Origin of the sequence: Halopseudomonas bauzanensis (assembly GCF_900114735.1) — a bacterium.
GTDB classification, from domain to species: Bacteria; Pseudomonadota; Gammaproteobacteria; order Pseudomonadales; family Pseudomonadaceae; genus Halopseudomonas; species Halopseudomonas bauzanensis.
Window position 1 is genome coordinate 643,620 of the sequence record NZ_FOUA01000001.1, and the last position, 21,741, is coordinate 665,360.

Here is a 21,741-nt window from a genome sequence, read left to right on the forward strand (position 1 = left end):
TAAGGGTCAGATGTTCATCGCACTGCGATTACCGGGCGCGTAGATCTCCACCCGATCCCCCCTGAGCCGGGCCGGCCACACCTGCAGCGCCTGGTCTGGCTGCTCAAGACACTGCCCGTCCTCCAGCCGGTAATGCTGTTTGTAGAGCGGCGACGCCACCACCGCCGCATCCTTGATGCGGCCTACCATTCCTCGACCGATAACATTGGCACCGGATTGCGGATCGCGATTGTGAATGGCGTAGACCTGCCCACCCGATCCGCCCTGCGGCAGATGAAACAGTGCAATCTGGGCACCGGCGAACCAGGCGACCACGCCGGAATTGGCCACCAGATCCTGCCGATGGCACAGCGTGTGCCAATGGGCGACTGGGTCGTTCGGTTCGATGCTGAGTGCTTGTGCCTGGGTCATCAGAGTGCCTCCTCGGTAACCGGGATGAGCGTCAGCTCGGTGGCGCGCGCCGGACGGCGCTGGCCACGTTCCTTGACGAAATGGATGTCCGGATCGCCGCGCCCGTCGTTGACGAAGGTGCGGAAACGCTTGAGCTTTTCCGGGTCATTGATGGCGTTGGTCCACTCGCATTCATAGCGGTCAACCACCAGTTGCATCTGGGTTTCCAGCTCGGCGGCCAGTCCCAGGCTGTCCTCGATAATCACTTCTCTCAGGTAGTCCAGCCCGCCCTCGAGGCTTTCGCGCCAGGTCGAGGTGCGCTGCAGCCGGTCGGCGGTACGGATGTAGAACATCAGGAAGCGATCGATGTAGCGCACCAGGGTCTGGTCATCCAGATCGGTGGCAAACAGCTCGGCGTGGCGCGGGCGCATGCCGCCGTTGCCTGCCACGTACAGGTTCCAGCCCTTGTCGGTAGCGATCACGCCGATATCCTTGCTCTGCGCCTCGGCACATTCGCGGGTGCAGCCGGATACGCCGAATTTGATCTTGTGCGGCGCGCGCAGGCCCTTGTAGCGATGCTCCAGCTGCAGAGCCATGCCGACACTGTCCTGTACGCCGTAGCGGCACCAGGTGCTGCCCACGCAGGATTTCACCGTGCGCAGCGACTTGCCGTAGGCGTGACCGGTCTCGAAGCCGGCTGCGATCAGCTCGCCCCAGATATCCGGCAGGTCATGCAACTGGGCGCCAAACAGGTCGATGCGCTGGCCGCCGGTGATCTTGGTATAGAGATCGTACTTGCGCGCCACCTCGCCCAGCACGATCAACTTTTCCGGGGTGATTTCGCCACCGGCGATGCGCGGCACCACCGAATAGGTGCCGTTCTTCTGCATGTTGGCCATGAAGGTGTCATTGGTGTCCTGCAGGGGCACCAGCGCCGGATCCATGACCGGCTCGTTCCAGCAGGAGGCGAGGATCGAGCCCACTGCCGGCTTGCAGATGTCGCAGCCGAGCTCGCCCTTGCCATGCCGGGCCAGCACCTGTTCGAAACGGGTAATACCCTCTACGCGGATGATGTCGTAGAGTTCCTGGCGGGTATGGGCGAAGTGCTCGCACAGGCTGCGATCGACCACCACGCCCCGTGCGCTCAGCTCATGCTCGAAGACCTGTTTGAGCAGCGCGCTGCAGCCGCCGCAGCCGGTGCCGGCCTTGGTATTGGCTTTCAGCTCGCCGAGGTCGGTGACGCCAGCGTCGACCTGGCAACACACCGCGCCCTTGCTGATGTTGTGGCAGGAGCAGATGGTGGCCGCCGCCGGCAGCGCATCGACGCCCAGCGCCGGGCTGCCCCCGGACTGCGGCAGGATCAGACTGGCCGGCTCCTGCGGCAGCTTGATACCGTTCTGCGCATATTGCAGCAGGGTATCGTAGTAACTGTTATCACCGACCAGTACCGCACCGAGCACATGCTGGCCATCCGCAGAAACCACCAGCCGACGATAGGCGGCGGTGGCCTCGTCGATAAAACGGTAACTGCGCGATCCGGGGGTAGCGCCCTGGGCATCACCGATAGAGCCAACATCCACGCCGAGCAGCTTGAGCTTGGTCGACATATCCGCCCCGGTGAACGGCTCGCCGGTCTGGCCAAGCAATCGCGCCGCCACCAGCCGGGCCATCTGGTAGCCCGGCGCGACCAGCCCGAATACCTGCCCATTCCAGCTGGCGCACTCGCCGATGGCATGGATGGCCGGGTCGCTGGTGCGACAGTGATTGTCCACCACCACACCGCCCCGTTCCGCCATGTTCAGTCCCGCGCTGCGTGCCAGCGCATCCTGCGGCCGGATGCCGGCGGAGAACACCACCAGATCGGTTTCCAGATGCTCGCCATCGGCGAAATTCATCCGCCAGCGGTACTCGTCACCCCGGATGATCGCGCTGGTGGCGCGGGACAAATGCACCGCCACGCCCAACGCCTCGATCCGCGCTCGCAGCGCGGCGCCGCCTTCAGCGTCCAGCTGCACCGGCATCAACCGCGGCGCGAACTCCACTACATGGGCCTCCAGCCCCAGGGATCGCAGCGCGTTCGCCGCCTCCAGTCCGAGCAGACCACCACCGACCACCACTCCGCGACGGGCGCCATCAGCCGCCTGCCGAATGGCATCCAGATCATCCAGGGTCCGGTAGACCAGCCTTGAAGTACCTTCGGCGCCCTGGATCGGTGGCACGAAGGGAAAGGAGCCGGTCGCCAGCACGAGTTGGTCGTAAGCAGTGCGGCCGCTGGCCGTGACTACTTGCCGATGATCACGGTCGATCTCCAACACCGGCGTACCAAGGTGCAGATGTACACCCGGCTGCTGGTAGAGCGCTTGCTCCCCCATTGCCAGCGACTCGGCATCGCGCCCGCCGAAGTACTCGGACAGATGCACCCGGTCATAGGCCCGCTGGCGCTCTTCACCAAAGATATGGACTTCGTAATGAGACAAGGCGCCCAGCGCGATCAATTGCTCGACGCAATGGTGGCCCACCATGCCGTTGCCAATAACCACCAGCGTTTCCCGCCGGGTTGAAATGACATCCCCGCTCATAAGCCTTCCCTCTTCGCTCAAACCAAGTTATGCAGGAACTAGAGCAAGGGGCATGCCAGACAGCAGTATCGCGGCTCAGGTCTGCCCGCAATGCCGCACGAACACTGGGTTTGGAGGGTTTTCCAGGCGATGAGAGGATACTGGACGACCTGCGCGTAGCAGAGAAAGAGGCCCCTGATTGAACCATGGCAGGGCAACCCAGCGCACACAGGGCTCGCCTTTGGTGCGCCTCGCCCCGAGAAAGGCAAGAAACTCAAACGTTGGTGGGAGATCGGTCAGCAGATGAGCCGGAGGGGATCCGGCTCATCTTCGGCGGTAAGCGATTGCTGGCAGTAACAGCTCAGGGTATCTGCGAATCGGATAAAGGGTGCTGGTGCCAGTCAGTTATCACTTGATGGCAATCGGGTTCACCATCATCTGTACGGCCCCTTTAATCTTCGGTTGTCCCAGGACGAACATGAACTCATGAACATTATCCCTGGCTAACTCGGCGGTGTTCATGTTTTCGAGGATGTAAACGCCATGCTTTGCGAGCAGTGTTTGATGAACTTCGAACACGCCGGTGCCGTCCTCGAAGGGAATGACCTCGAGTCCCCAATTATCAGCCCCCACAGCAACGACTCCCTGTTCAGCCAGGTATTTCGCCCCGTCGACGCCGAGGCCCGGCTGAGCCTTTCCAAATCGCTCGTTATCCTCACCGACCAGGCTGAGCCAGCCGGTATGGAAAAGTACCACGTCGCCTTCCTGAATTTTCACGTTCTGGGCTTTCGCGGCAGCGAGGATCTCTTCGCTATTGAAACCCTGTCCCTCGGTCAACATGCTCTGGCCGAAGTGCTCAGTCATGTCCAGTAGTACGCCACGGGTAACAATGGGAGGAATGCCTTCAGTACCGAGCTTCTTCAGGCCATCAACCGCCACGATATCCTCAGCTGCCAGTCCGTTGTAATGCTTGTGATCGATACCAATATGACCAAAGCCGTCGATCTGACTGCCAACGCCCAGCCACGTATGCAGAATGTCATCAGTGCTGGTCAACTTGGTGGGTCCCAGAGGCTTGCCGCCAGCTCTGGGTTCCATCACGGTAATATCAAAGAAACGTGCGCCATAGGCCGGGAAGTCGCGATTCAGCTCCACACCCAGCGAATAGGTCTTGCCGTCAGTAACCAGGCGTGCCGCTTCCAGAGTACGCTCTGCGGAAAGGTAATTAGCGGCACCAATCGTATCTTCCTCGCCCCACTTCGATTTTTGCCAATCTTCGCTCGCCAGCACAACAGGTGCACTTGCGCCTAATAAAGTACCAGCAACTACCGCTGCCATGATGGGGTTCGTTGTCAACTTCATGCACTGTGCTCCATAACATTTTTATTGGAATGATCATTTTGCGTTAGGACCTGTTGCCGCTTTGATCCGACCCTTACCTATGAAAACAAGACCGTATATCTGACCTTCAACATCAATACGCGTTTTCAATGCGCCGATGACTACTCAGCTATGAACACTGATCGAAACTGCAGAAAACTCTGCGACACAAGATTATCTATAACAACCACTATTCAGGAATGACAGTAGAGGGTACCAGCGGCCGTTCGCGCGGATCGGCGATATCGATACCCAGCTGGCGGAAGCGTTCCAGAATGCGTCTATTGATCTCGCGCTGGACACCCCAACGGCCCTTGTCGGTACAGCGCATCTGGCCAGCCAAAGTGACCATGGAACCATCCACCGCGTCCACGCCCCAGACTTCCATATCCGCCAGAATCCGTGGTGAGAAAACCGGATCGTTACGCAGTGCTGCGCCAATCGCCTTCAGTTCTCCGATGGCCTGATTGATATCAGTGTCATAGCTGACGCTGATACGCACAGCCGCATTGCCGAGGCCGCGGTGCGCATTGTTGACCGTGGTCACCGAGCTGAACGGCACAATATGCAGCGAGCCATCACCGGCGCGCAGACGCACAGTGCGGATCGACAGGTTTTCCACGGTACCCGCCACACCGGCGACCGTCACCGAATCGCCAACCTGCATGGCGTTCTCCATCAGCAGGAAGATCCCAGTAATGAAATCCTGCACCAGCTTCTGCGAGCCGAAACCAATGGCTACACCTATGATGCTCGCACCAGCGATCAACGGCGTGGTGTTGACGCCGATCTGGTTCAACGCCGTCAGGCCGACGATCAGCGCAATAACCAGAAACAGCCCGGCGCGGAGCATGGGCAGAAGTGTATTGAGGCGCGCCGCACGTAACAGGTCGCCCTGCTCACGCCAGCGGGCAATACGCCGCTCAACGGAGACGTTGGTCGCTTGCCAGACCACCAGTGCAATCGCCACAGCAATGACAATGGTGACAAAAGCGGAAGCCAGGCTGCTACCAATGGTGCCAGGTGCAAACCATTGCAACGCATTCAGCCCCCAGGCCTGCAGCAGCGCAACCAGGGTGGCTACCGTAATCACCAGCGAGACCAACCAACGCAGCAGCGGGTAGTACTGCTCGGCAAGCTGACTGCGCAGATTGGCCGAACTATCCGGGCTGGGCTCATCCGACACATCCTCGCTGATACCCGCCAAACGCCCCAGGGCCCCCAGCGCCAATACAGCGGCCAGCCGGCCCAATACAATGATGGCGGCGGAAATGCCGATGAACTCCAGCAATTTGGTGAAGCCATCTTCGATGCGCAGCGCCCAGACCACCCAGCCGCCCATGATCAACACCGCCATCAACAGCGGCCAGACACCCGCCAGCCAGCGTCGCAACGCATATGCTGCACCGTCACGCTCGGGTGAACCGGCGATCCACACGGCCACCGGCTGGCGGAAACGAAACACCAGAAAGATCAGGGCCAGATGCACCATCAGGGAGGTCGTTTTGACAATCACCAGCTGGGCCTCGGGGTCGGTGCCGAGGATGCCAAGTGCATTACCAGTCGCGACACCAAAGGTCGCTAGAACAACCAGCCGACGCGTCCACCGATGTATCTGCTCAGCGGCGAAATCGCCCACCTGGATGATACGCAGGCAGGCATCCTTTGGTGCCAGCAACAGGCGCACCACGGCCATGACGACACGGGTGATCACATAGGCGTAAACAAACTCACGAGTCACCAGATGGGTACGCGCATCCAGTCCCGGCAACAGCTGCAGGACCAGCGCCGCGATGCCAAAAAACAGCCCCAATGGCAACAGATCCAGTACGAAGCCGGCCAGGGCAAAGGGCAATCGGCGCAATGCCTTCAGTTCGGATTCGACGGGGGAAGCAGCAGTCGAGGCCGCGGCAGTGGCGACTGCCGCTGAAGCGGCCCCGTTGGCAGACTCCACGGGCGAGTCTGCAGCGGAAGCATGGGGACCGACCGGTACTGCTTCCACATACTCAACCCCATCGCGCTGAGTCTGAACCAGCGCAGTGCTGTTATCCAGCGGACGCAGTGCAGCAAGGGCAACAGGGTCGGTGGTATCCGGAGCAGATACGGGAACAGATACAGGCGCGGGCGCCCGCAACTCTGCCTGGTTGGCGCTGGTCAACAGGCTGCGCACAGATCTGCGCAACGCGCGGCGCAGCAGCCATTCCAGACAAAAGCCGACGCCAAAGACGATAGTCAGATCCATCAGCGTCTGCAGCGCCAACATGCGCCCCACCTCATTGAGGAAGGTGGCCTGGAACCAGGCGGGCAGATCAGCCAGCGCCCGGGCAATCCGCACCAGCTGTGCATGCAGCCCATCAGCCCAATCACCGACTTGATCCATGGTGCGCGCAACCAGACCACCAGCTTCCAGCGGCACTATGGCGCTTAACGGCGACTCCTCCACAGCCGGCGCTTCATCATCGGCCGGCGCCTCGCTGGCTATAACCTCCAGCGCCCGCACCACCTCATTCCGCCGCTCGTCATCCTGCAGCGTATCAAGCACCTGTCGCGCTTGTGCCGGGTCCAGCTCTTTTTGGTCAGCCGTTTGTGCCGACACCGCAGCGACCGGCATGAACAGCAGAGCCAGCATCAACACAACAAACCCAGGCAGTTTCGATCTCAGCATAATATCCGTCCAATAAACATTGCCGGTCCGCCAGGCAGGCCAGCTGTTCACTATTCGAGCCTGCCCAGGCCTTTGGGGTTCAGCTTTATGCCAACCGGGCGTCCAGGCTGTTCTGAGCCAGGCGCTTGGCTTGGCTTTCTGTCATCCTCAAGCTTTCATGCAAAGCCATGAAATTCTCATTTACATAACCGCCGAAGTAAGCCGGATCGTCAGAGTTCACGGTGACGTTAACGCCCTGTTCCAACAGGCTCAGAATATTGTGATCTCGCATATCGTCAAACACACGCAGTTTGATGTTGGACAATGGGCACACGGTCAGCGGGATCTGCTCGTCGATCAACCGCTCAATGAGTACAGGATCTTCCGCTGCACGTACGCCGTGATCAATGCGACTGACCTTGAGCAGATCCAGCGCCTGCCAGATGTAGTCCGGCGGCCCCTCCTCGCCCGCATGAGCAACTGCCAGGAGCCCTTCGGCACGGGCCTTGGCAAAGACCCGTTCGAATTTGCTGGGCGGATGACCAAGCTCTGAACTGTCGAGCCCGACGGCAAAAAAAGCATCCCGATACGGCAAAGCCCGGGCGAGCGTCTCGAAGGCGTCATCCTCACTCAAGTGTCGCAGAAAGCTGAGGATCAGCCCACCCTCGATACCCAGCTGCTCTTTGCCATCACGCAGTGCTGTGGTTATCCCCTCAAGAGCCACCTCGAATGCAATGCCCCGCTCAGTATGCGTCTGAGGGTCATAGAACGGCTCGACATGTACTACTCCCTGGGCCTGGCAGCGCTGCAGGTAGGCCCAGGTGAGATCGTAGAAGTCCTGCTCCGTGCGCAGGACGTTCGCGCCCTGATAGTAGAGATCAAGGAACTCCTGGAGATTGCCAAAGGTATAAGCGCGGCGCAGATCATCCACATCCGCCCATGGCAGCTTGATACCGTTGCGCCCGGCAAGCTGAAAGAGCAGCTCTGGCTCGAGGGATCCCTCGAGATGCATATGCAGCTCCGCCTTGGGTAAAGCCGCCAACCATTTTTCGTTCATTGTTACCTCTGTGCCAAGGCGCTATGCCACCAGTAGAAACAAAAAAGCCCCACACCGTTTTCAGGTTGTGGGGCTTTTTGTCTGATAGCAATCAAAAACTGTCGAAGTCATTGATTACCACGTCATATGGCGGAGAGCCAGGGATTCGAACCCTGGGTACCCTTGCGGGTACAACGGATTTCGAATCCGTCCCGTTCGACCACTCCGGCAACTCTCCAAGTCGGCGCGCATCATAGCAGCTTCGCTGCGGCCGTTAAAGGGTCAGGACAGCGGAACACCCAGTCTTTGAGCGACTTCTTCATAGGCTTCGATGACGCCGCCGAGGCCCTGGCGGAAGCGGTCCTTGTCCATCTTCTTGCGGGTTTCCTTGTCCCACAGGCGGCAGCCGTCGGGGCTGAATTCATCGCCGAGGACGACGTCACCCTTGAACAGGCCAAACTCCAGCTTGAAGTCCACCAGCAGCAGGCCGGCGTCATCGAATAGCTGCTTGAGAACGTCATTGACCTGCAGGGTCAGTTCACGCATGCGCTGCAGTTGCTCGGCTGTAGCCCAGCCGAAGGTGACGACATGGGATTCGTTGATGAAGGGGTCGCCTTTGGCGTCGTCCTTGAGGAAGAGTTCAAAGGTCGGCGGCAGCAACTCTTTGCCCTCTTCAATGCCCAGGCGCTTGACCAGGCTGCCGGCCGCGTAATTGCGCACCACACATTCAACCGGGACCATGTCCAGTTTCTTGACCAGACATTCGGTGTCGGACAACAGCTTGTCGAACTGGGTCGGAATGCCGGAGTCCTGCAGTTTCTGCATGATGAAGGCATTGAAGCGGTTGTTGACCATGCCCTTGCGTTCCAGCTGTTCGATCTTCTTGCCATCGAAGGCCGAGGTGTCGTTGCGGAACAGCAGGATGAGGCGATCCGGATCATCGGTGGTATAAACCGACTTGGCCTTGCCGCGGTAGAGTTCTGTGCGTTTTTCCATTATCGGCTCCCGATATGCGCCAAATGAGGTTGGGTATTACCTGTAATGTCCTGCCACGGCAGGCCATGATTCTGTACTGCCAGCCGCAGCTCGCCCTCCCAGCCATCCAGTACTCTGGACAACTCGCCGAGGGCCAGCTCCGGTCGGTTGTTCTTTTCGCTGATATGGGCGATCGCGACGTATTTCAGCGCGCTCATGTCGATCGCTTCGAGCAATCCCGCAGCCTGCTGATTGCTCAGATGGCCGAGCTGACCGCCAACCCGAGCCCGCAAAAAAGGCGGATAAGGTCCGTTGGCCAGCATCAGCGGATCATAGTTGGCTTCGAGAAAAAGCGCATCCAGACCGCTGTACATTTCCGTAATCAACGGAGTGATCATACCGGTGTCGGTTAGCACACCCAGGCGATGACTACCGCTATCGAAGATGAACTGGCAGGGCTCGCGCGCGTCATGGGGTACCGGCACCGGGGTGACCCGGATTTCGCCGATAACCAACTCCTGACCAAAACGGATCAACTCCACCGGCAACGCCGTCTCACCCATGCCCAGATAGGTGCCAGCGGTCATGTACACCGGCAGACGATAGCGCTGCGCCAGACGCTCGACACCCTTGATGTGATCAGAGTGTTCATGGGTGACCAGTATCGCGGTCAGCTGATGCGGGCTCAGCCCCGCTGCGGCCAGCCGTTGCTCGGTGGCGCGCAGACTGAAGCCGCAATCCACCAGCAGCCGGGTCCGGCCATATTCAATCAGAGTGGCGTTGCCCCGACTGCCACTCCCGAGCGAGCAATAGCGCATTTCAGTTCAGGTTGTCGTGGATCCGGCGGAGCAGTTCCCTGGCCTGGCTGGAATCGGTGCTGGTATCGATACTGTCTTCCACAGTGACCTGGATACGGTTGCCCACCGGCGTCAGTCGTACCTGGGTGCGCTGCGCGTTGTCCTGCTCAGGCTTGGCGTCACGGCCGAACAGCCGGCCGAAGAAACCGGGCTTGTCCGCCTCGGCGCTCTGATCGGGATTGACGTAGTAGACACCCGCGCTGCGGTTGATATCGGCGATCTGCACGTCCGCCTTGGCCAGTGCCTGACCCACCGCCGCCCAGGCGCGGTTGAAATCGGTCGACATGTTCAGCACCGGATTGCCGGCACCGTCCTGATCCAGCGTAGTGCGGCGAGCCGCTGGTGCTTCATCGACTGTCGACAGGGCTGCCGAATCCAGCTCACCGGCCTGGCTCAGGTAGGTTTCCAACTCGGCCAGCAGGGCACGCTCGAGGTTGCTGTTGTCCGAGACCGAAGGCCATTCGCTGCGGTCGCTGCCCTGGCTGCGCTGCATGTGCAGCACCTTGATTTCGCTGCTGCCGGATTGCACGCCCGGCTCCACACGGATGCGGAAGCGCTGTTCCTGCCCATCAGTGCGGCGATTGGCACCGACCGCAGGCAGCAGCCGGCGCATCAGCGGGTTATCGGCATCCTGGTCAAAGGCCAGCCAGCCGGTTTCCATTTCGCCGATGGTGGTGGACTCGGTAGCAACCGGCACCCGGTATTCACTGAGGAACTGACGCACCTGCGGCCACAGACTGGTCGGTGCGCGCTGCGCCTGCAACCAGCGCTCGCCGCCATTCTGCTGCATGGAGTATTCACTGAAATCCGCAGCGACGCTCAGCCCCTGGGGCCGCGGCAGTTCGAACTTACCTTCACTGGTGCTGGCGCCGCGCTGGCCGGGTACCGGCAGCAAATCGCCGATGGGCTTGCTGTTCAATTCGGCCGGGACCGTCATTCTCGGCTCCACCACAGCGGTGCGGTAATCGGAACCCCGATCACGGAAATAGCCGTCTTCGCCGAACAGGTAGCCACAGCCGCTCAGGCCGGCGCTGATCATTACCAGGGTCAGTGCGTTGAGCACAGGCTTCATTTGGAATTCCTTGATGGTATGGTTCCTCGGAGTCACAACAGGCCGCACTGCTTCAGGGCCTCACGTACTGCGGGCTGGCAATCTTCACTGAGGCTGGTCAATGGCAGGCGCAGACCGTCATCAACCAGACCCATTTCGTGCAGCGCCCACTTCACCGGAATCGGGTTGGACTCGATGAACAGCTTTTCGTGCAACGGCATGAGCATATCGTTCAAACGGCGGGCAGTGTCGGCGTCGCCCTGCAAGGCGGCAACGCACAGATCATGCATCGCCTTGGGGGCGACGTTGGCGGTAACCGAGATATTGCCTTTGCCGCCGAGCAGAATCAGCTCAACTGCGGTCGGGTCGTCACCGGAATAGATGGCCATGCGCTCACCGACGCGTTCGATCAATTCACGAGCGCGCTGCAGATCGCCGGTGGCTTCCTTGATGCCGATGATGTTGGGGATGTCAGCCAGCCGCACGACGGTATCGGGCAACATGTCACAGGCAGTACGTCCCGGCACGTTGTACAGGATCTGGGGAATGGCCACCGCCTCGGCAATGAACTTGAAATGCTGGTAGAGCCCTTCCTGAGTCGGCTTGTTGTAATACGGCGTGACCAGCAGGCAGGCATCGGCGCCCACACTGCGCGCCGCCTCGGTCAGCTCAACCGCTTCGCTGGTGGAGTTGGCACCGGTGCCGGCAATGACTGGAATACGGCCGGCAACCTGATCTACCACGCGGCGGATGACTTCCTTGTGCTCGTCCATGTCCAGGGTCGCGGATTCACCGGAGGTGCCCACCGCCACGATGCCATCGGTGCCCTGCTCCAGATGGAAATCGATAAGACGCTCAAGCGCCTGCCAGTCCAGGCTGCCACGCGAGTCCATGGGGGTTACCAGCGCTACAAGGCTGCCTGAAATCATGCAAGGGGCTCCACAAGGTATACGTTAATCGGCAATGGTACTTTCGCCATGGGTTCAGCACAAGGGAGGCCGGCTTCGTTAAGCGCTGCAGGGCAATAAAACTGATGGTTGAACCGCCGACGACAGACAGGGACAATAGACAGCTTGTCGCAACGCCATCATGCTGACGTCACGACCCGGCAATTCAGTCTTCGAGGAATCTTATGTCCACAGTGCCCAGCCCCCGGGAGCAATTCCTGGTGATCAATGCCATGGGGCAGCAAACCACCGCTCTGGCCAGCATGCTGACCCGCCTGTGCATGGAGCAGCGCTGCCTGATCGTCAGCAGCCGCATGAGCCGGCACGGCACCTGCACCGCATTGCTGCTGCAGGTCAGCGGCAACTGGGACGCCCTGGCGAGACTGGAAACCCTGCTGCCACCGCTGGCCAAGCGCGAACATTTCACGCTGTCCATGTACCGCAGCAGTGCGCTGGAAGAACGCCCCTCGGCGCTGCCCTACAACGTCTTCGTAACGGCAGCCCAACGCCCCGAACTGGTCGCTGAACTCTGCGCCTTCTTCCAGCATCTGGAAATTGACATCGAGGAAATGCTCAGCTTTACCTACATGGCTCAGCACACCGGCACCGCCATGTTGAATCTGACGCTGACCATTGCCATTCCGGTGAAAACCCAACTGAGCTGGTTGCGCGAGCAGTTCCTCGACTTCTGCGACGAACTCAACCTGGACGCCGTGATGGAACCCTGGCGTCCCCTTCACTGATACCGACCGCGAGACTGTCAATGAGCATAAAACTGGATTCCACCCTGCCCGACTTCACCGTGCCGGCCACCAGCGGCAAGACCGTCACTCTCTCGGAACTGGCCGGCAAGAAGGTGGTGATCTACTTCTACCCCAAGGATCACACCCCTGGCTGCACTACCCAGGGCCAGGACTTTCGCGACATGCATGACCAGTTTCTGGCAGCCGATACCCTGGTGTTCGGGGTTTCCCGCGATAGCCTGCGCACCCACGAGAATTTTCGCACCAAGCAAAGCTTCCCTTTCGACTTGATCAGCGACCCAGACGAGAGCCTGTGCCGGCTGTTCGATGTGATCCGCAAGAAGAAGCTGTACGGCAAGGAATACGAAGGCATCGAGCGCAGTACCTTCCTGATCGACCGCGAGGGCGTATTGCGCCGTGAATGGCGCAAGGTGAAAGTGCCCGACCACGTCGCAGAGGTGCTCGAAGCGGCGCGCGAACTGGCCTGATCAAGCTTGCGCTTTGCGCAACCAGTAATGAAACTCCCCCTCCTGCTCGCTGGCATGCAACAGAGCATGCCCGGCGAGTTCGGCAAAGCGGGTGATATCCCGTTGCGAGCCCGCGTCCGTGGCCGTCAGGTGCAATACCTGTCCCGCCTGCATACTGTTCAGCGCCAGCTTGGCGCGCAGCAGCGGTAGCGGGCAGGATAGCCCGCGGGCATCTACCAACTGGTCAGCCCGCAGTTCACTTTTTTCGTCAACCATGCTTACACTCCCGTTGAGCCAGCGAGTATACCCTCGCAGGACGATTGGCAGACAATTGAAACAGAAACGGGTTAGAGTGTTTTCATGCAATGTATCAAAGCGGCCCGCGTGCCTGCCAAAGCGCTACTGTTTTCACTGATGACCGCCATCGCGGTGCCGATACCCATGCCGGCAGTCGCGTCCGAGTTCAATCTGCCTTCACTGGGCGACACCAGTTCCTCGATCATGTCCCGCGAGCAGGAATACCAGCTCGGTCGCGCCTGGCTGTCCATGCTCCGTGGCTCGGTACGCACGCTGGAAGATCCGCTGCTCAAGGATTACATCGAGGGTCACGTGTTCGGGCTGGCGGAAACCAGCCAGCTGGATGACCGGCGCCTGACCTTCGTCGCAATCGACAGCCCGCAGCTCAACGCCTTCGCTGCCCCCGGCGGCATCATCGGGGTCAATGGCGGACTGTTTCTGCATGCCCATACCGAAGCGGAGTTCGCGTCGGTGATGGCTCACGAACTGGCTCACCTGTCGCAACGGCACTTCGCCCGCGGTCTGCAGCATCAACAGCAGAACCGTATCCCGCTGATGACCGCCATGCTCGCCAGCGTTATCCTCGCCGCCAGTGGCGGTGGCGATGCCGGCTTCGCTGCCCTGGCCTCGACCCAGGCGGCGGCAATTCAGGAGCAGCGGCGTTTTTCCCGACAGAATGAACAAGAGGCCGACCGCATTGGTCTGCTCAACCTGCAACAGGCGGGTTTCGATCCCAACGCCATGCCGGAGATGTTCGAGCGGCTGGCCAAGTTGAGCCGCTTCAGCCGTACCCCGCCGGAGTTCCTGCTGACGCACCCGGTCAACCAGTCACGGATTGCCGACTCGCGCAACCGCGCCGGACAACTCAGCAATGATGGCCGCCAGGACAGCTTGTATTATCAGATGATGCGCGCCCGCGTGCAGCTGTTCTATGAAGACAGCCCCGGTCTGGCGGCGCAGCGCTTTCGCGCACTGCTGGACGAGCATCAGGGCGAGCATGCCGCGGCGCGCTACGGTTTGGCCCTGGCCTTGATCCGTAGCGGCCAGGCAGACGAGGCGGCGCAGGAGCTGGATCCGCTGTTGGCACAGCACCCCGATAACATCGCCGTGCAACTGGCCAAAGTCGAGCTCGACAGCAGTCAGGGGCACCAGAATGAGGCGCTGACGCGTCTCGATAACCTGCTCAAGACCCGACCCGACAGCTACCCTCTGCTGAATGCCAAGGCCGATATCCTGTTGCGCCAACGCGACTATACCGGCGCCGAGCGGGTGACCGATCGGCTGGCGCGGCTGCGCCCCGAGGATCCGGACGTGTGGTATCTGGTATCAGAGATCCGCGGTCTGGCGAAGAATATCCTGGGTGTGCACCAGGCCCGGGCGGAATACTTCATGCTCGCCGGCGATCTGGATCAGGCCGACCAACAGTTGGATCAGGCGCTCAAGCGCACCGACAACTTCGTGGAAAGCTCCCGCATCAACGCGCGCAAGGAAGAAGTCGCGCGTCGGCGGGAGATCCTCAAGGGTTTCTGATCAGAGCTTGCTGGTGAACTCGAGCATCCGCTCCAACGGTCGCACCGCAGCAGGAATCAGCTCTTCCGGCACCAGAATCTCGTTGGCACCCTGCTCCAGGCTCTGCAACACCCGTGGCAGGGTGTTCATGGCCATCCACGGACAGTTGGCGCAGCTGCGACAGGTAGCTCCATCACCCGCGGTAGGCGCGTCAATCAACCGACGGCCTGGCGCCGCCTGCTGCATCTTGTAGAAGATGCCCTTGTCAGTGGCCACGATGAAGGTCGAGTTTGGCAGCTCCTGCGTCGCCTTGATCAACTGACTGGTGGAACCCACCACATCGGCCAGCTCGACCACCGCTGCCGGGGATTCCGGGTGTACCAGGATCGCCGCATCAGGGTAGACCGCCTTGAGATCGATCAACGCCTTGGCCTTGAACTCCTCATGCACGATGCAGGCACCGTCCCACAGCAGCATGTCGGCATCGGTCTTGCTCTGGATATAGCCACCCAGGTGCTTGTCCGGGGCCCAGAGGATCTTCTCGCCCCGGTCCATCAGGCTCTCGACGATCGGCAGGGCGCAACTGGAAGTCACCACCCAGTCGGCGCGCGCTTTCACCGCCGCCGAGGTGTTCGCGTAGACCACCACGGTACGGTCCGGGTGCTGATCGCAGAAGGCCGAGAACTCATCGATCGGGCAGCCGATATCCAGCGAGCAGGTGGCATCCAGCGTAGGCATCAGTACCCGCTTCTCTGGACTGAGAATCTTGGCAGTTTCGCCCATGAAGCGTACGCCGGCCACCACCAGGGTGCTGGCCGGATGGTTCTTGCCGAAGCGCGCCATCTCCAGTGAGTCGGATACGCAGCCACCGGTTTCCTCTGCCAGTTCCTGCAATAGCGGATCAGTGTAATAGTGTGCGACCAGTACCGCGTCGTGGGCTTTCAGGGCCGTAGCGATGCGTGCCTTGTAGTCGGCTTTCTCGGCATCGTTCAATGGCGCAGGCTGCTTTGCGGCCAGATGGGCCTGCACCAGCAACCTTTCGGAAATCTGAGACATCTAACAACCCCTCCGGGAATGGAACGGGCAATATCATACCACGGTCGTCCTGTTCTACCGATTGCCCCACTGGAACTCCCGGCAACGAGGCGAGTCAAGGATTAGGAAGGGGCTGCATTCGCACCTTCTGGGACACGCACATACAACAAGGCAGGATTCCCATGTTCAGACACGTACCCGGTCTATTCTATGCGCCAAGCGCCACCTGGAATCGCATTCACGATGATATTGAACACAGCCCCTGCGGTTTCCTGCCGCTGCTGTTGATCGGCTCACTGATTCCCGCATTGTGTATCTATTACGGGGCAGCGATAGCCGGGTGGTCATTGTTCGGCTCGGAACAACAGAAATTTCTCAGCCAGAGCAGTGCAGCCATGCTCGCGCTGGCGGTGTGGCTGGCCTATGTCACCAACGTCATTATCATGGGCTGGATGATCCGCTGGGTACTGTTCCGGACGCCCGTACGCCCGTCGGCATTGCGTGGCATGGCGTTTGCCACATTTCTTTCAGTGCCCTTCATGCTAGGCGCCCTGGCAGCCCTGCTCCCGGAGCGCTGGCTGATCCTGCTGGTCATTCCGCTGGTAGGCGGCTATTCGGCGCTGCATCTATATCTGGGGCTGCCCATTTACATGCAACTGAGCAAGTCAAAGGCTTATTTTTATGCCACCTGCATTCTTGCCGTGGGTTTGCTGACCATGCTCTGTGTCGGGCTTTTCTATCTGGAAAGCTGGCGGGCGATTTCGCCGCCCGGTGAGTACCAGGGCATCGAGGAGCGTCGCGTCGAGCAATTGTCACCCTGACGACGGGGACGACGCGCAAGTCTGCAGAAAAACGATCAGATCGACCTCTGCCGGCTTGAGCCAGCGCCGTCTGGCTCGACCGGCACTCCAGCGCACCTTGTCCAGATCGCCTTGAAGATAGGCAGCCATGATGGCCGGATGAATGTAGCACTTGCGGCACACCGCCGGCGTATTACCCAACTCCACAGCCACTTGCTTCACCACCTCGGCGACCGCTTGCTTGCTCGGCGCGCGCCCCTGTGCGGTGAGCTCCCGCAAGCTGGCGAGCGCCAGGGTACTGCCAGCCCAGGTACGGTAATCCTTGGCAGTGAAGTCGGCACCGGCTATGTCATGCAGACACTCATTGATGTCCGAAGAGCTGACCGAGCAGGAATGGCCATCGGCATCCAGATACTGGAACAGAGGCTGCCCCGGCAACTCCCGGCAGCGGCGTAGAACCCGGGCCAACCGCGGATGACGCAGACTGACTTCATGCTTCACTCCACTCTTGCCCCGAAAGTGGAAGCTGATGTCGTCGCCGCGCAGGGTGACATGGCGGTTACGCAGAGTAGTCAAGCCGTAGGATTTGTTCTGCCTGGCATACTCCTGATTACCCACTCGCACACAGGTCTGGTCGAGCAGCAGGATGACGGCGGCAATCACCCTCTCCCGGCTCAGCTGGCGGGTTCTGAGCCGCTGATCCAGCTCGCGGCGCAGGCGTGACAGGGCATTACCGAAGGCGAGCAGCCGCTCGTATTTGGCCGCGTCGCGCACTTCTCGCCACAGGGGATGATAACGATACTGCTTGCGACCGCGAGCGTCCCGCCCGGTAGCCTGCAGATGACCTAGCGCGTCTGGGCAAATCCAGACCTCCCGGTAAGCAGGTGGAATAGCCAGAGCATTGATACGTTCAATTACCGCTTTATCGCGAATGCGGCGGCCCCGTTCATCGAAGTAGGCAGCCACGCCATTGAGCATTCTGCGGCTGAAACCCGGCGCGCTGTCAGTCACATAATGTAACGCCGGCGGGCACCCGTCGGGAGATTGCGTGCCCGCCGGCTTCATTTGGCGTATGCGGCTTAACTGCGAGCCCGTTCAGCATCGCGCAGCATTTTCACCTGGTCGTGGTTACGCAGAACGCCGTCATACTGGCGCTGGACCACTTGGCGAATATCTTCCGGCAACGCTTTATCGAGTGCCTTGCGATAGCTTCTCTTGGCAACGTCCTCGCCACGCTCGCATTCGTTGAGGATTGCCTCATCATCCTTGCCGGTGACCAACGACTTCAGATCGACCCAGCGCCGATGGAGATCGCCGCTGACACTAGTGCTGTCCTCCGGGTCACCGCCCAGGCGAATCACTATCGCTTGCAGCTCCTGAGCGGCCTTGGCACATTCTGCCGCACGCTCACTGAACAGGTTTTTCAGCTCCGGGCGCTTGATATCCTCAGCACAGGTGCGAAAGCCCTCCTCGCCATCCTTGCTGGTTTCGATAAGATCGTTCAGGGTGGAAATCACTTCTTTAGAATCAATGGCATTCATGAATCAACTCCTGCTCTTACGCTGAGTGGTATACAAGTGACCTTGCGCATGCGGAGCCGGTTCAACCTGATTTCACCGATGGTCGACGATGCAAATAATCTGAACAGCAGCAGCCGCCAATCGTCCAACTTCATGGGTACCACCCTGATGAGGATAATGAAAAATGAATGCCATAGAGCTGTTGAAAGCAGACCACGAAACGGTCAAGCAACTGCTGGAAGAGATCAGCGCCACCACCGAGCGTGCCGTCAAGAAACGCGAGGAGCTATTGCAGAAAATCAAGCTCGAGCTGACCATCCACACCACCATCGAAGAAGAAGACTTCTACCCTGCTTTCAAGGAGGCAGGGGCGAAAGATGAGCTGAAGATGTATCACGAAGCCAAGGAAGAACATCGGGCTGTGGAGTCGCTGGTATTACCGGACCTGCTGAACACCGAGCCAGGCAGCGTCGAATTCTCGGGGCGAATCAAGGTGCTGAAGGAGTTGCTGGAGCATCACATCGAAGAGGAAGAACAGGAGATGTTCACCGATGCTGCCAAGCTGATGAGCAAAGAGCAACTGGAGACATTGGGAAAGCAGATGGAGGAGAAGAAAAACAATCTGAAGAAGGCAGCCTGAGCAGCGCCAGGCAATCAGAACATCCAGGAAATGGTGGGTCGTGTAGGATTCGAACCTACGACCAATTGGTTAAAAGCCAACTGCTCTACCAACTGAGCTAACGACCCTTTGGATGCGCGATATCTTACTGATTTATCACCGAAACTCAAGAATTTTTTTGAATAATTTTCCGGTGTGCCTGATCGTTGCACACCGTTTTTTCTTGTCCGCAAGACATTCTATTGCAGGTTGTTCAGCTCGCGGCGCGCCAACTGTGCCGCAGAGGCATTCGGGTGCTTGGTCAAGACTTCCTGATACAGCTGCGCTGCCTTGCTGGAATTCCCCATACGGCGTTCCACTTCGGCCAGCTTGTAGAGCGCATCAGCCTCCTTGCGATGACCGGCGTACTGGCTGATGACCTTGGCGAACGCCTGGCCGGCGGATTCCAGGTCCGCTTGGACCAGGTAGACCTCCCCCAACCAATACTGCGCATTACCAGCGTAATCACTGTTGGGATAGCGGCGCAGGAAGGCGCTAAAGGCCATCTCGGCCTTTTCAAAGTCGCGCGCCTTGACCTGATCGAAGGCCGCCTCGTAAAGCAGTTTCTCGCGCGCCGGATCGGCTTCGGCCGGCGCTTGGGGCGCGGTGTCGGAGGTCGCCCCGGGGGTGGCCGGAGTTACCGGCGGCAGGTTATTGCCATTGGCGGGTCCGCTCGAACCTGACGGCACGGGCGAACCTGCGGAAATTGCGGAAAGTCGCCGGTCGATATCCTGATATCGATCAAGCTGATCCTTTTCCAGTTTCTTCAGTCGATGCTCCTGCTCTTCGAGCAGGCCACGCAGCATGGAAACTTCCTGCTGCATCTGATACAGCTGCTGCATGAGCTGGCCCTCTACCGAGAGGCCAGCCGAGGACGATCGGGTATCGGGCAGCGATGGGGCCTGCGTTTGGTAGCTCGGTGCGTTGCCGCCCGAACTGCCTTCCATTACCGGAACCTGAGCCATGGCCGCGACCGGCAACAGCAGAAAACCCAGCGCTAATCCCTGATACCCTTTCATGCGACCTCTTACTTACGCAGTTCTACGCGACGGTTCTGAGCCCAGGCTTCTTCGCCAGTGCCAGTCACAGCAGCTTTCTCTTCGCCGTAGGAGACCAGCTCCAACTGAGCGGGAGAAACGCCCTGCAGAACCAGGTAGCGCTGAACGGCGGCTGCACGACGCTCACCCAGAGCCATGTTGTACTCACGAGTACCACGCTCATCGGTGTGGCCTTCCAGCACTACGCGGTTACCCTGCGCCTTGAGATCCTTGGAGTGTACGTCCAGGGCGCGCATGGCTTCGGGCTTCAGCTCAGAGCTGTCGAACTCGAAGTAGAAAGTGGTGATGGCGCGCAGAGCAGCTTCTTCGCTGCTGACGCTACCGGCACCCGCCGAAGAAGAAGTGGAGCTGTCATAACCAGCATTCGGATCGACCGCGCCGGTGCCGGCAGCATCACCGCCCTTGGAAGAACAGCCAACCACAACGCCGAAAGCGACAACCAGAGCTGCAAACTTGCCGAACTTGATAACTTCCATCATAGACTCCTGATAAACCCCGTTTGGTTTAGTGTTGGTATACCCTATGGCAGGTATGGGGACCATGATGGCACGCGCAGGTCTGTGAACTTCGTCGGAATCTCCGAGCGCGCACGACCATTGGTCGAAACCAGCATAAGTACACCCCGTCCCTGTTGACGGGTAGCGTAAATTAACATAGTGCCGTTAGGTGCGACAGTAGGCGACTCATCCAACGACGTTTCTGTTAATACTTTCAAGTTGCCGCGTTCCAGATCCTGGGTGGCAATATGAAAATTCCTGTAGCCGTCCTGCCGGTGAACCATGACCATGGTCCGGCCATCAACCGATAGCTTGGCATTGGCATTATAGTTGCCCACGAACGTTAGGCGTTCCGTATTTCCATTATTCAGACCCTGCTTATAGATCTGCGGCCGCCCTCCACGATCGGAGGTGAACACCAGGGTGTTGTCATCGAGCCAGGCTGGCTCGGTGTCAATCCCATAGTGATTGGTTACCCGGCGCATCTGCTTGCTTGCCAGATCCATGACGTAGATTTCCGGGTTGCCGTCACGTGACAGCACGAATGCGAGGCGCTTGCCATCCGGCGACCAGGCTGGCGCACCGTTGAGCCCTTCAAAACTGGTGATGCGTTCGCGCCGCCCGGTCTGGATGTAATGCACGAAAATTTCCGGACGCCGGGATTCGAACGAGACATAGGCGATGCGCTGCCCGTCCGGCGCATAGGAGGGTGTCAGGATCGGCTCACGCGACTGCAGCAGGGTGACGGCGCGGGCACCGTCATAATCCGAGCGCTGCAAGGTATAACGGGTGTTGTCAGCCGAGAAGCGCTCCGCCGCCACGTACAGCAACTTGGTGCTGAATGCGCCCTTGATGCCGGTGATGTGCTCGAATACCTCATCACTGATCTTGTGTGCCATGTCGCGCAGCTGGCTCTCGCTGCCACTCACGGTGCGCGACAGCAGCACCTGCTCCCGTGCCACATTGTACAGGTGATATTGAGCCTGATACCCCGCGCCGGTACTGGTTACCTCGCCGGCCAATACATACTCGACGCCCAGCATCTTCCAGTCACGGGGAAAGATTTCCTCGGCACGGGTCGGGTGGCTCAGCATGTTTGCCCGATCGAAAGGCGTGAACATACCGGAATTGCGCAGATTATTGCCGGTGATCTCGGCGAGATCCTCGGCCAGCGGCGCTCCGCCCTGCCAACCAAAAGGAACGACCGCGATGGGCGTGGCCCGGTCGCTGCCACGGGTGATTTCGATGGCGTCCTGCGCCAGTGCAAACTGGGCCAGGAGCAACATGGCGGCACATGTCAGCCAGTACTTCATGGTTTT

Annotated in this window: 21 protein-coding genes and 2 tRNA genes; 5 read left to right on the forward strand and 18 right to left on the reverse strand. The window is 59.8% G+C overall.

All coding sequences use genetic code 11. The annotated features are described in order from the left end of the window. Nucleotides 1-6 precede the first annotated feature (6 nt). The 10 genes from nirD to dapA all read right to left on the reverse strand — a co-directional run bounded on the left by nirD (nt 7) and on the right by dapA (nt 11,820). On the reverse strand, nt 7-411 hold the full coding sequence (nirD, locus tag BM267_RS03005; protein ID WP_036988625.1) for a nitrite reductase small subunit NirD: 405 nt from the start codon (nt 409-411) through the stop codon (nt 7-9). Continuing rightward, nucleotides 411-2,969, reverse strand: coding sequence for a nitrite reductase large subunit NirB (nirB, locus tag BM267_RS03010; protein WP_074777934.1), 2,559 nt, complete (start codon nt 2,967-2,969; stop codon nt 411-413). The genes nirD and nirB overlap by 1 nt, the downstream gene beginning before the upstream one ends. 387 nt (nt 2,970-3,356) lie before the next feature. After that, nucleotides 3,357-4,310: a cyclase family protein gene (locus BM267_RS03015; RefSeq protein ID WP_083392374.1), complete on the reverse strand. Its 954-nt coding sequence runs from the start codon at nt 4,308-4,310 to the stop codon at nt 3,357-3,359. A 208-nt stretch (nt 4,311-4,518) separates the two neighbouring features. Further along, a complete protein-coding gene (locus BM267_RS03020; RefSeq protein ID WP_143063004.1) occupies nt 4,519-6,993 on the reverse strand; it encodes a mechanosensitive ion channel family protein in 2,475 nt (824 codons plus the stop codon). A gap of 85 nt (nt 6,994-7,078) precedes the next feature. Then, nucleotides 7,079-8,029: an adenosine deaminase gene (locus tag BM267_RS03025; protein WP_036988620.1), complete on the reverse strand. Its 951-nt coding sequence runs from the start codon at nt 8,027-8,029 to the stop codon at nt 7,079-7,081. Between the two features lie 127 nt (nt 8,030-8,156). Continuing rightward, nucleotides 8,157-8,246: transfer RNA gene (locus tag BM267_RS03030), tRNA-Ser, on the reverse strand. 44 nt (nt 8,247-8,290) lie between these two features. After that, complete coding sequence (gene purC, locus BM267_RS03035) at nt 8,291-9,004, reverse strand: phosphoribosylaminoimidazolesuccinocarboxamide synthase (protein ID WP_036988619.1); 714 nt, start codon at nt 9,002-9,004, stop codon at nt 8,291-8,293. Then, entirely contained in the window at nt 9,004-9,801 is a 798-nt protein-coding gene (locus BM267_RS03040) for an MBL fold metallo-hydrolase (RefSeq protein ID WP_051610705.1), read from the reverse strand. The genes purC and BM267_RS03040 overlap by 1 nt, the downstream gene beginning before the upstream one ends. Nucleotide 9,802: 1 nt before the next feature. Further along, nucleotides 9,803-10,912 carry an outer membrane protein assembly factor BamC gene (bamC, locus tag BM267_RS03045; protein WP_036988618.1) on the reverse strand — a complete coding sequence of 370 codons (1,110 nt, stop codon included), beginning with the start codon at nt 10,910-10,912 and terminating at the stop codon, nt 9,803-9,805. 32 nt (nt 10,913-10,944) lie between these two features. Next, nucleotides 10,945-11,820, reverse strand: coding sequence for a 4-hydroxy-tetrahydrodipicolinate synthase (gene dapA / locus BM267_RS03050; RefSeq protein ID WP_036988617.1), 876 nt, complete (start codon nt 11,818-11,820; stop codon nt 10,945-10,947). 203 nt (nt 11,821-12,023) lie between these two features. Between dapA and BM267_RS03055 the strand changes: the two genes are divergently transcribed. Beyond that, on the forward strand, nt 12,024-12,581 hold the full coding sequence (locus BM267_RS03055) for a glycine cleavage system transcriptional repressor (protein ID WP_036988616.1): 558 nt from the start codon (nt 12,024-12,026) through the stop codon (nt 12,579-12,581). Between the two features lie 20 nt (nt 12,582-12,601). Next, a complete protein-coding gene (locus tag BM267_RS03060; protein ID WP_036988615.1) occupies nt 12,602-13,069 on the forward strand; it encodes a peroxiredoxin in 468 nt (155 codons plus the stop codon). Here BM267_RS03060 and BM267_RS03065 read toward each other — a convergent pair whose 3' ends face one another. Then, the gene (locus BM267_RS03065) at nt 13,070-13,324 is read right to left on the reverse strand and encodes a sulfurtransferase TusA family protein (RefSeq protein WP_074777932.1); all 255 of its coding nucleotides are present in this window, start codon (nt 13,322-13,324) and stop codon (nt 13,070-13,072) included. It abuts the gene before it with no gap. Between the two features lie 84 nt (nt 13,325-13,408). Here BM267_RS03065 and BM267_RS03070 point away from each other — a divergent pair, with 84 nt between their 5' ends. Next, on the forward strand, nt 13,409-14,875 hold the full coding sequence (locus BM267_RS03070) for a M48 family metalloprotease (protein WP_407920264.1): 1,467 nt from the start codon (nt 13,409-13,411) through the stop codon (nt 14,873-14,875). Here the strand turns inward: BM267_RS03070 and nadA are convergent, their stop codons facing one another. Then, complete coding sequence (gene nadA / locus BM267_RS03075; protein ID WP_036988609.1) at nt 14,876-15,910, reverse strand: quinolinate synthase NadA; 1,035 nt, start codon at nt 15,908-15,910, stop codon at nt 14,876-14,878. It lies immediately after the preceding gene. Nucleotides 15,911-16,071: 161 nt separating this feature from the next. On the opposite strand from nadA, the gene BM267_RS03080 reads away from it, so the two are divergent. Continuing rightward, on the forward strand, nt 16,072-16,710 hold the full coding sequence (locus BM267_RS03080) for a Yip1 family protein (RefSeq protein WP_051610704.1): 639 nt from the start codon (nt 16,072-16,074) through the stop codon (nt 16,708-16,710). Here BM267_RS03080 and BM267_RS03085 read toward each other — a convergent pair. Then, nucleotides 16,702-17,754: a DNA topoisomerase IB gene (locus BM267_RS03085; protein WP_074777930.1), complete on the reverse strand. Its 1,053-nt coding sequence runs from the start codon at nt 17,752-17,754 to the stop codon at nt 16,702-16,704. The two genes, BM267_RS03080 and BM267_RS03085, sit on opposite strands and share 9 nt — an antisense overlap. A 14-nt stretch (nt 17,755-17,768) precedes the next feature. Further along, on the reverse strand, nt 17,769-18,230 hold the full coding sequence (locus BM267_RS03090; RefSeq protein ID WP_036988607.1) for a ferritin-like domain-containing protein: 462 nt from the start codon (nt 18,228-18,230) through the stop codon (nt 17,769-17,771). A 163-nt stretch (nt 18,231-18,393) separates the two neighbouring features. On the opposite strand from BM267_RS03090, the gene BM267_RS03095 reads away from it, so the two are divergent. Next, nucleotides 18,394-18,849, forward strand: a complete 456-nt coding sequence (locus BM267_RS03095) for a hemerythrin domain-containing protein (RefSeq protein WP_036988605.1) — start codon at nt 18,394-18,396, stop codon at nt 18,847-18,849. Nucleotides 18,850-18,880: 31 nt separating this feature from the next. Here the strand turns inward: BM267_RS03095 and BM267_RS03100 are convergent. The 4 genes from BM267_RS03100 to tolB form a co-directional block, all read right to left on the reverse strand. Then, nucleotides 18,881-18,956: transfer RNA gene (locus tag BM267_RS03100), tRNA-Lys, on the reverse strand. A 111-nt stretch (nt 18,957-19,067) separates the two neighbouring features. Beyond that, nucleotides 19,068-19,886 carry a tol-pal system protein YbgF gene (gene ybgF / locus BM267_RS03105; protein ID WP_036988604.1) on the reverse strand — a complete coding sequence of 273 codons (819 nt, stop codon included), beginning with the start codon at nt 19,884-19,886 and terminating at the stop codon, nt 19,068-19,070. Between the two features lie 8 nt (nt 19,887-19,894). After that, the gene (pal, locus tag BM267_RS03110; protein WP_036990021.1) at nt 19,895-20,401 is read right to left on the reverse strand and encodes a peptidoglycan-associated lipoprotein Pal; all 507 of its coding nucleotides are present in this window, start codon (nt 20,399-20,401) and stop codon (nt 19,895-19,897) included. 44 nt (nt 20,402-20,445) lie between these two features. Further along, nucleotides 20,446-21,735 carry a Tol-Pal system beta propeller repeat protein TolB gene (gene tolB, locus BM267_RS03115; RefSeq protein WP_136869018.1) on the reverse strand — a complete coding sequence of 430 codons (1,290 nt, stop codon included), beginning with the start codon at nt 21,733-21,735 and terminating at the stop codon, nt 20,446-20,448. Between the last annotated feature and the right edge of the window lie 6 nt (nt 21,736-21,741).

Excerpts from the sequence above, each read along its gene's own strand:
- nirD (WP_036988625.1), bottom strand. The coding sequence starts at position 411 with ATGACCCAGGCACAAGCACTCAGCATCGAACCGAACGACCCAGTCGCC.
- nirB (WP_074777934.1), bottom strand. The coding sequence starts at position 2,969 with ATGAGCGGGGATGTCATTTCAACCCGGCGGGAAACGCTGGTGGTTATT.
- BM267_RS03015 (WP_083392374.1), bottom strand. The coding sequence starts at position 4,310 with ATGAAGTTGACAACGAACCCCATCATGGCAGCGGTAGTTGCTGGTACT.
- BM267_RS03020 (WP_143063004.1), bottom strand. The coding sequence starts at position 6,993 with ATGCTGAGATCGAAACTGCCTGGGTTTGTTGTGTTGATGCTGGCTCTG.
- BM267_RS03025 (WP_036988620.1), bottom strand. The coding sequence starts at position 8,029 with ATGAACGAAAAATGGTTGGCGGCTTTACCCAAGGCGGAGCTGCATATG.
- purC (WP_036988619.1), bottom strand. The coding sequence starts at position 9,004 with ATGGAAAAACGCACAGAACTCTACCGCGGCAAGGCCAAGTCGGTTTAT.
- BM267_RS03040 (WP_051610705.1), bottom strand. The coding sequence starts at position 9,801 with ATGCGCTATTGCTCGCTCGGGAGTGGCAGTCGGGGCAACGCCACTCTG.
- bamC (WP_036988618.1), bottom strand. The coding sequence starts at position 10,912 with ATGAAGCCTGTGCTCAACGCACTGACCCTGGTAATGATCAGCGCCGGC.
- dapA (WP_036988617.1), bottom strand. The coding sequence starts at position 11,820 with ATGATTTCAGGCAGCCTTGTAGCGCTGGTAACCCCCATGGACTCGCGT.
- BM267_RS03055 (WP_036988616.1), top strand. The coding sequence starts at position 12,024 with ATGTCCACAGTGCCCAGCCCCCGGGAGCAATTCCTGGTGATCAATGCC.
- BM267_RS03060 (WP_036988615.1), top strand. The coding sequence starts at position 12,602 with ATGAGCATAAAACTGGATTCCACCCTGCCCGACTTCACCGTGCCGGCC.
- BM267_RS03065 (WP_074777932.1), bottom strand. The coding sequence starts at position 13,324 with ATGGTTGACGAAAAAAGTGAACTGCGGGCTGACCAGTTGGTAGATGCC.
- BM267_RS03070 (WP_407920264.1), top strand. The coding sequence starts at position 13,409 with ATGCAATGTATCAAAGCGGCCCGCGTGCCTGCCAAAGCGCTACTGTTT.
- nadA (WP_036988609.1), bottom strand. The coding sequence starts at position 15,910 with ATGTCTCAGATTTCCGAAAGGTTGCTGGTGCAGGCCCATCTGGCCGCA.
- BM267_RS03080 (WP_051610704.1), top strand. The coding sequence starts at position 16,072 with ATGTTCAGACACGTACCCGGTCTATTCTATGCGCCAAGCGCCACCTGG.
- BM267_RS03085 (WP_074777930.1), bottom strand. The coding sequence starts at position 17,754 with ATGAAGCCGGCGGGCACGCAATCTCCCGACGGGTGCCCGCCGGCGTTA.
- BM267_RS03090 (WP_036988607.1), bottom strand. The coding sequence starts at position 18,230 with ATGAATGCCATTGATTCTAAAGAAGTGATTTCCACCCTGAACGATCTT.
- BM267_RS03095 (WP_036988605.1), top strand. The coding sequence starts at position 18,394 with ATGAATGCCATAGAGCTGTTGAAAGCAGACCACGAAACGGTCAAGCAA.
- ybgF (WP_036988604.1), bottom strand. The coding sequence starts at position 19,886 with ATGAAAGGGTATCAGGGATTAGCGCTGGGTTTTCTGCTGTTGCCGGTC.
- pal (WP_036990021.1), bottom strand. The coding sequence starts at position 20,401 with ATGGAAGTTATCAAGTTCGGCAAGTTTGCAGCTCTGGTTGTCGCTTTC.
- tolB (WP_136869018.1), bottom strand. The coding sequence starts at position 21,735 with ATGAAGTACTGGCTGACATGTGCCGCCATGTTGCTCCTGGCCCAGTTT.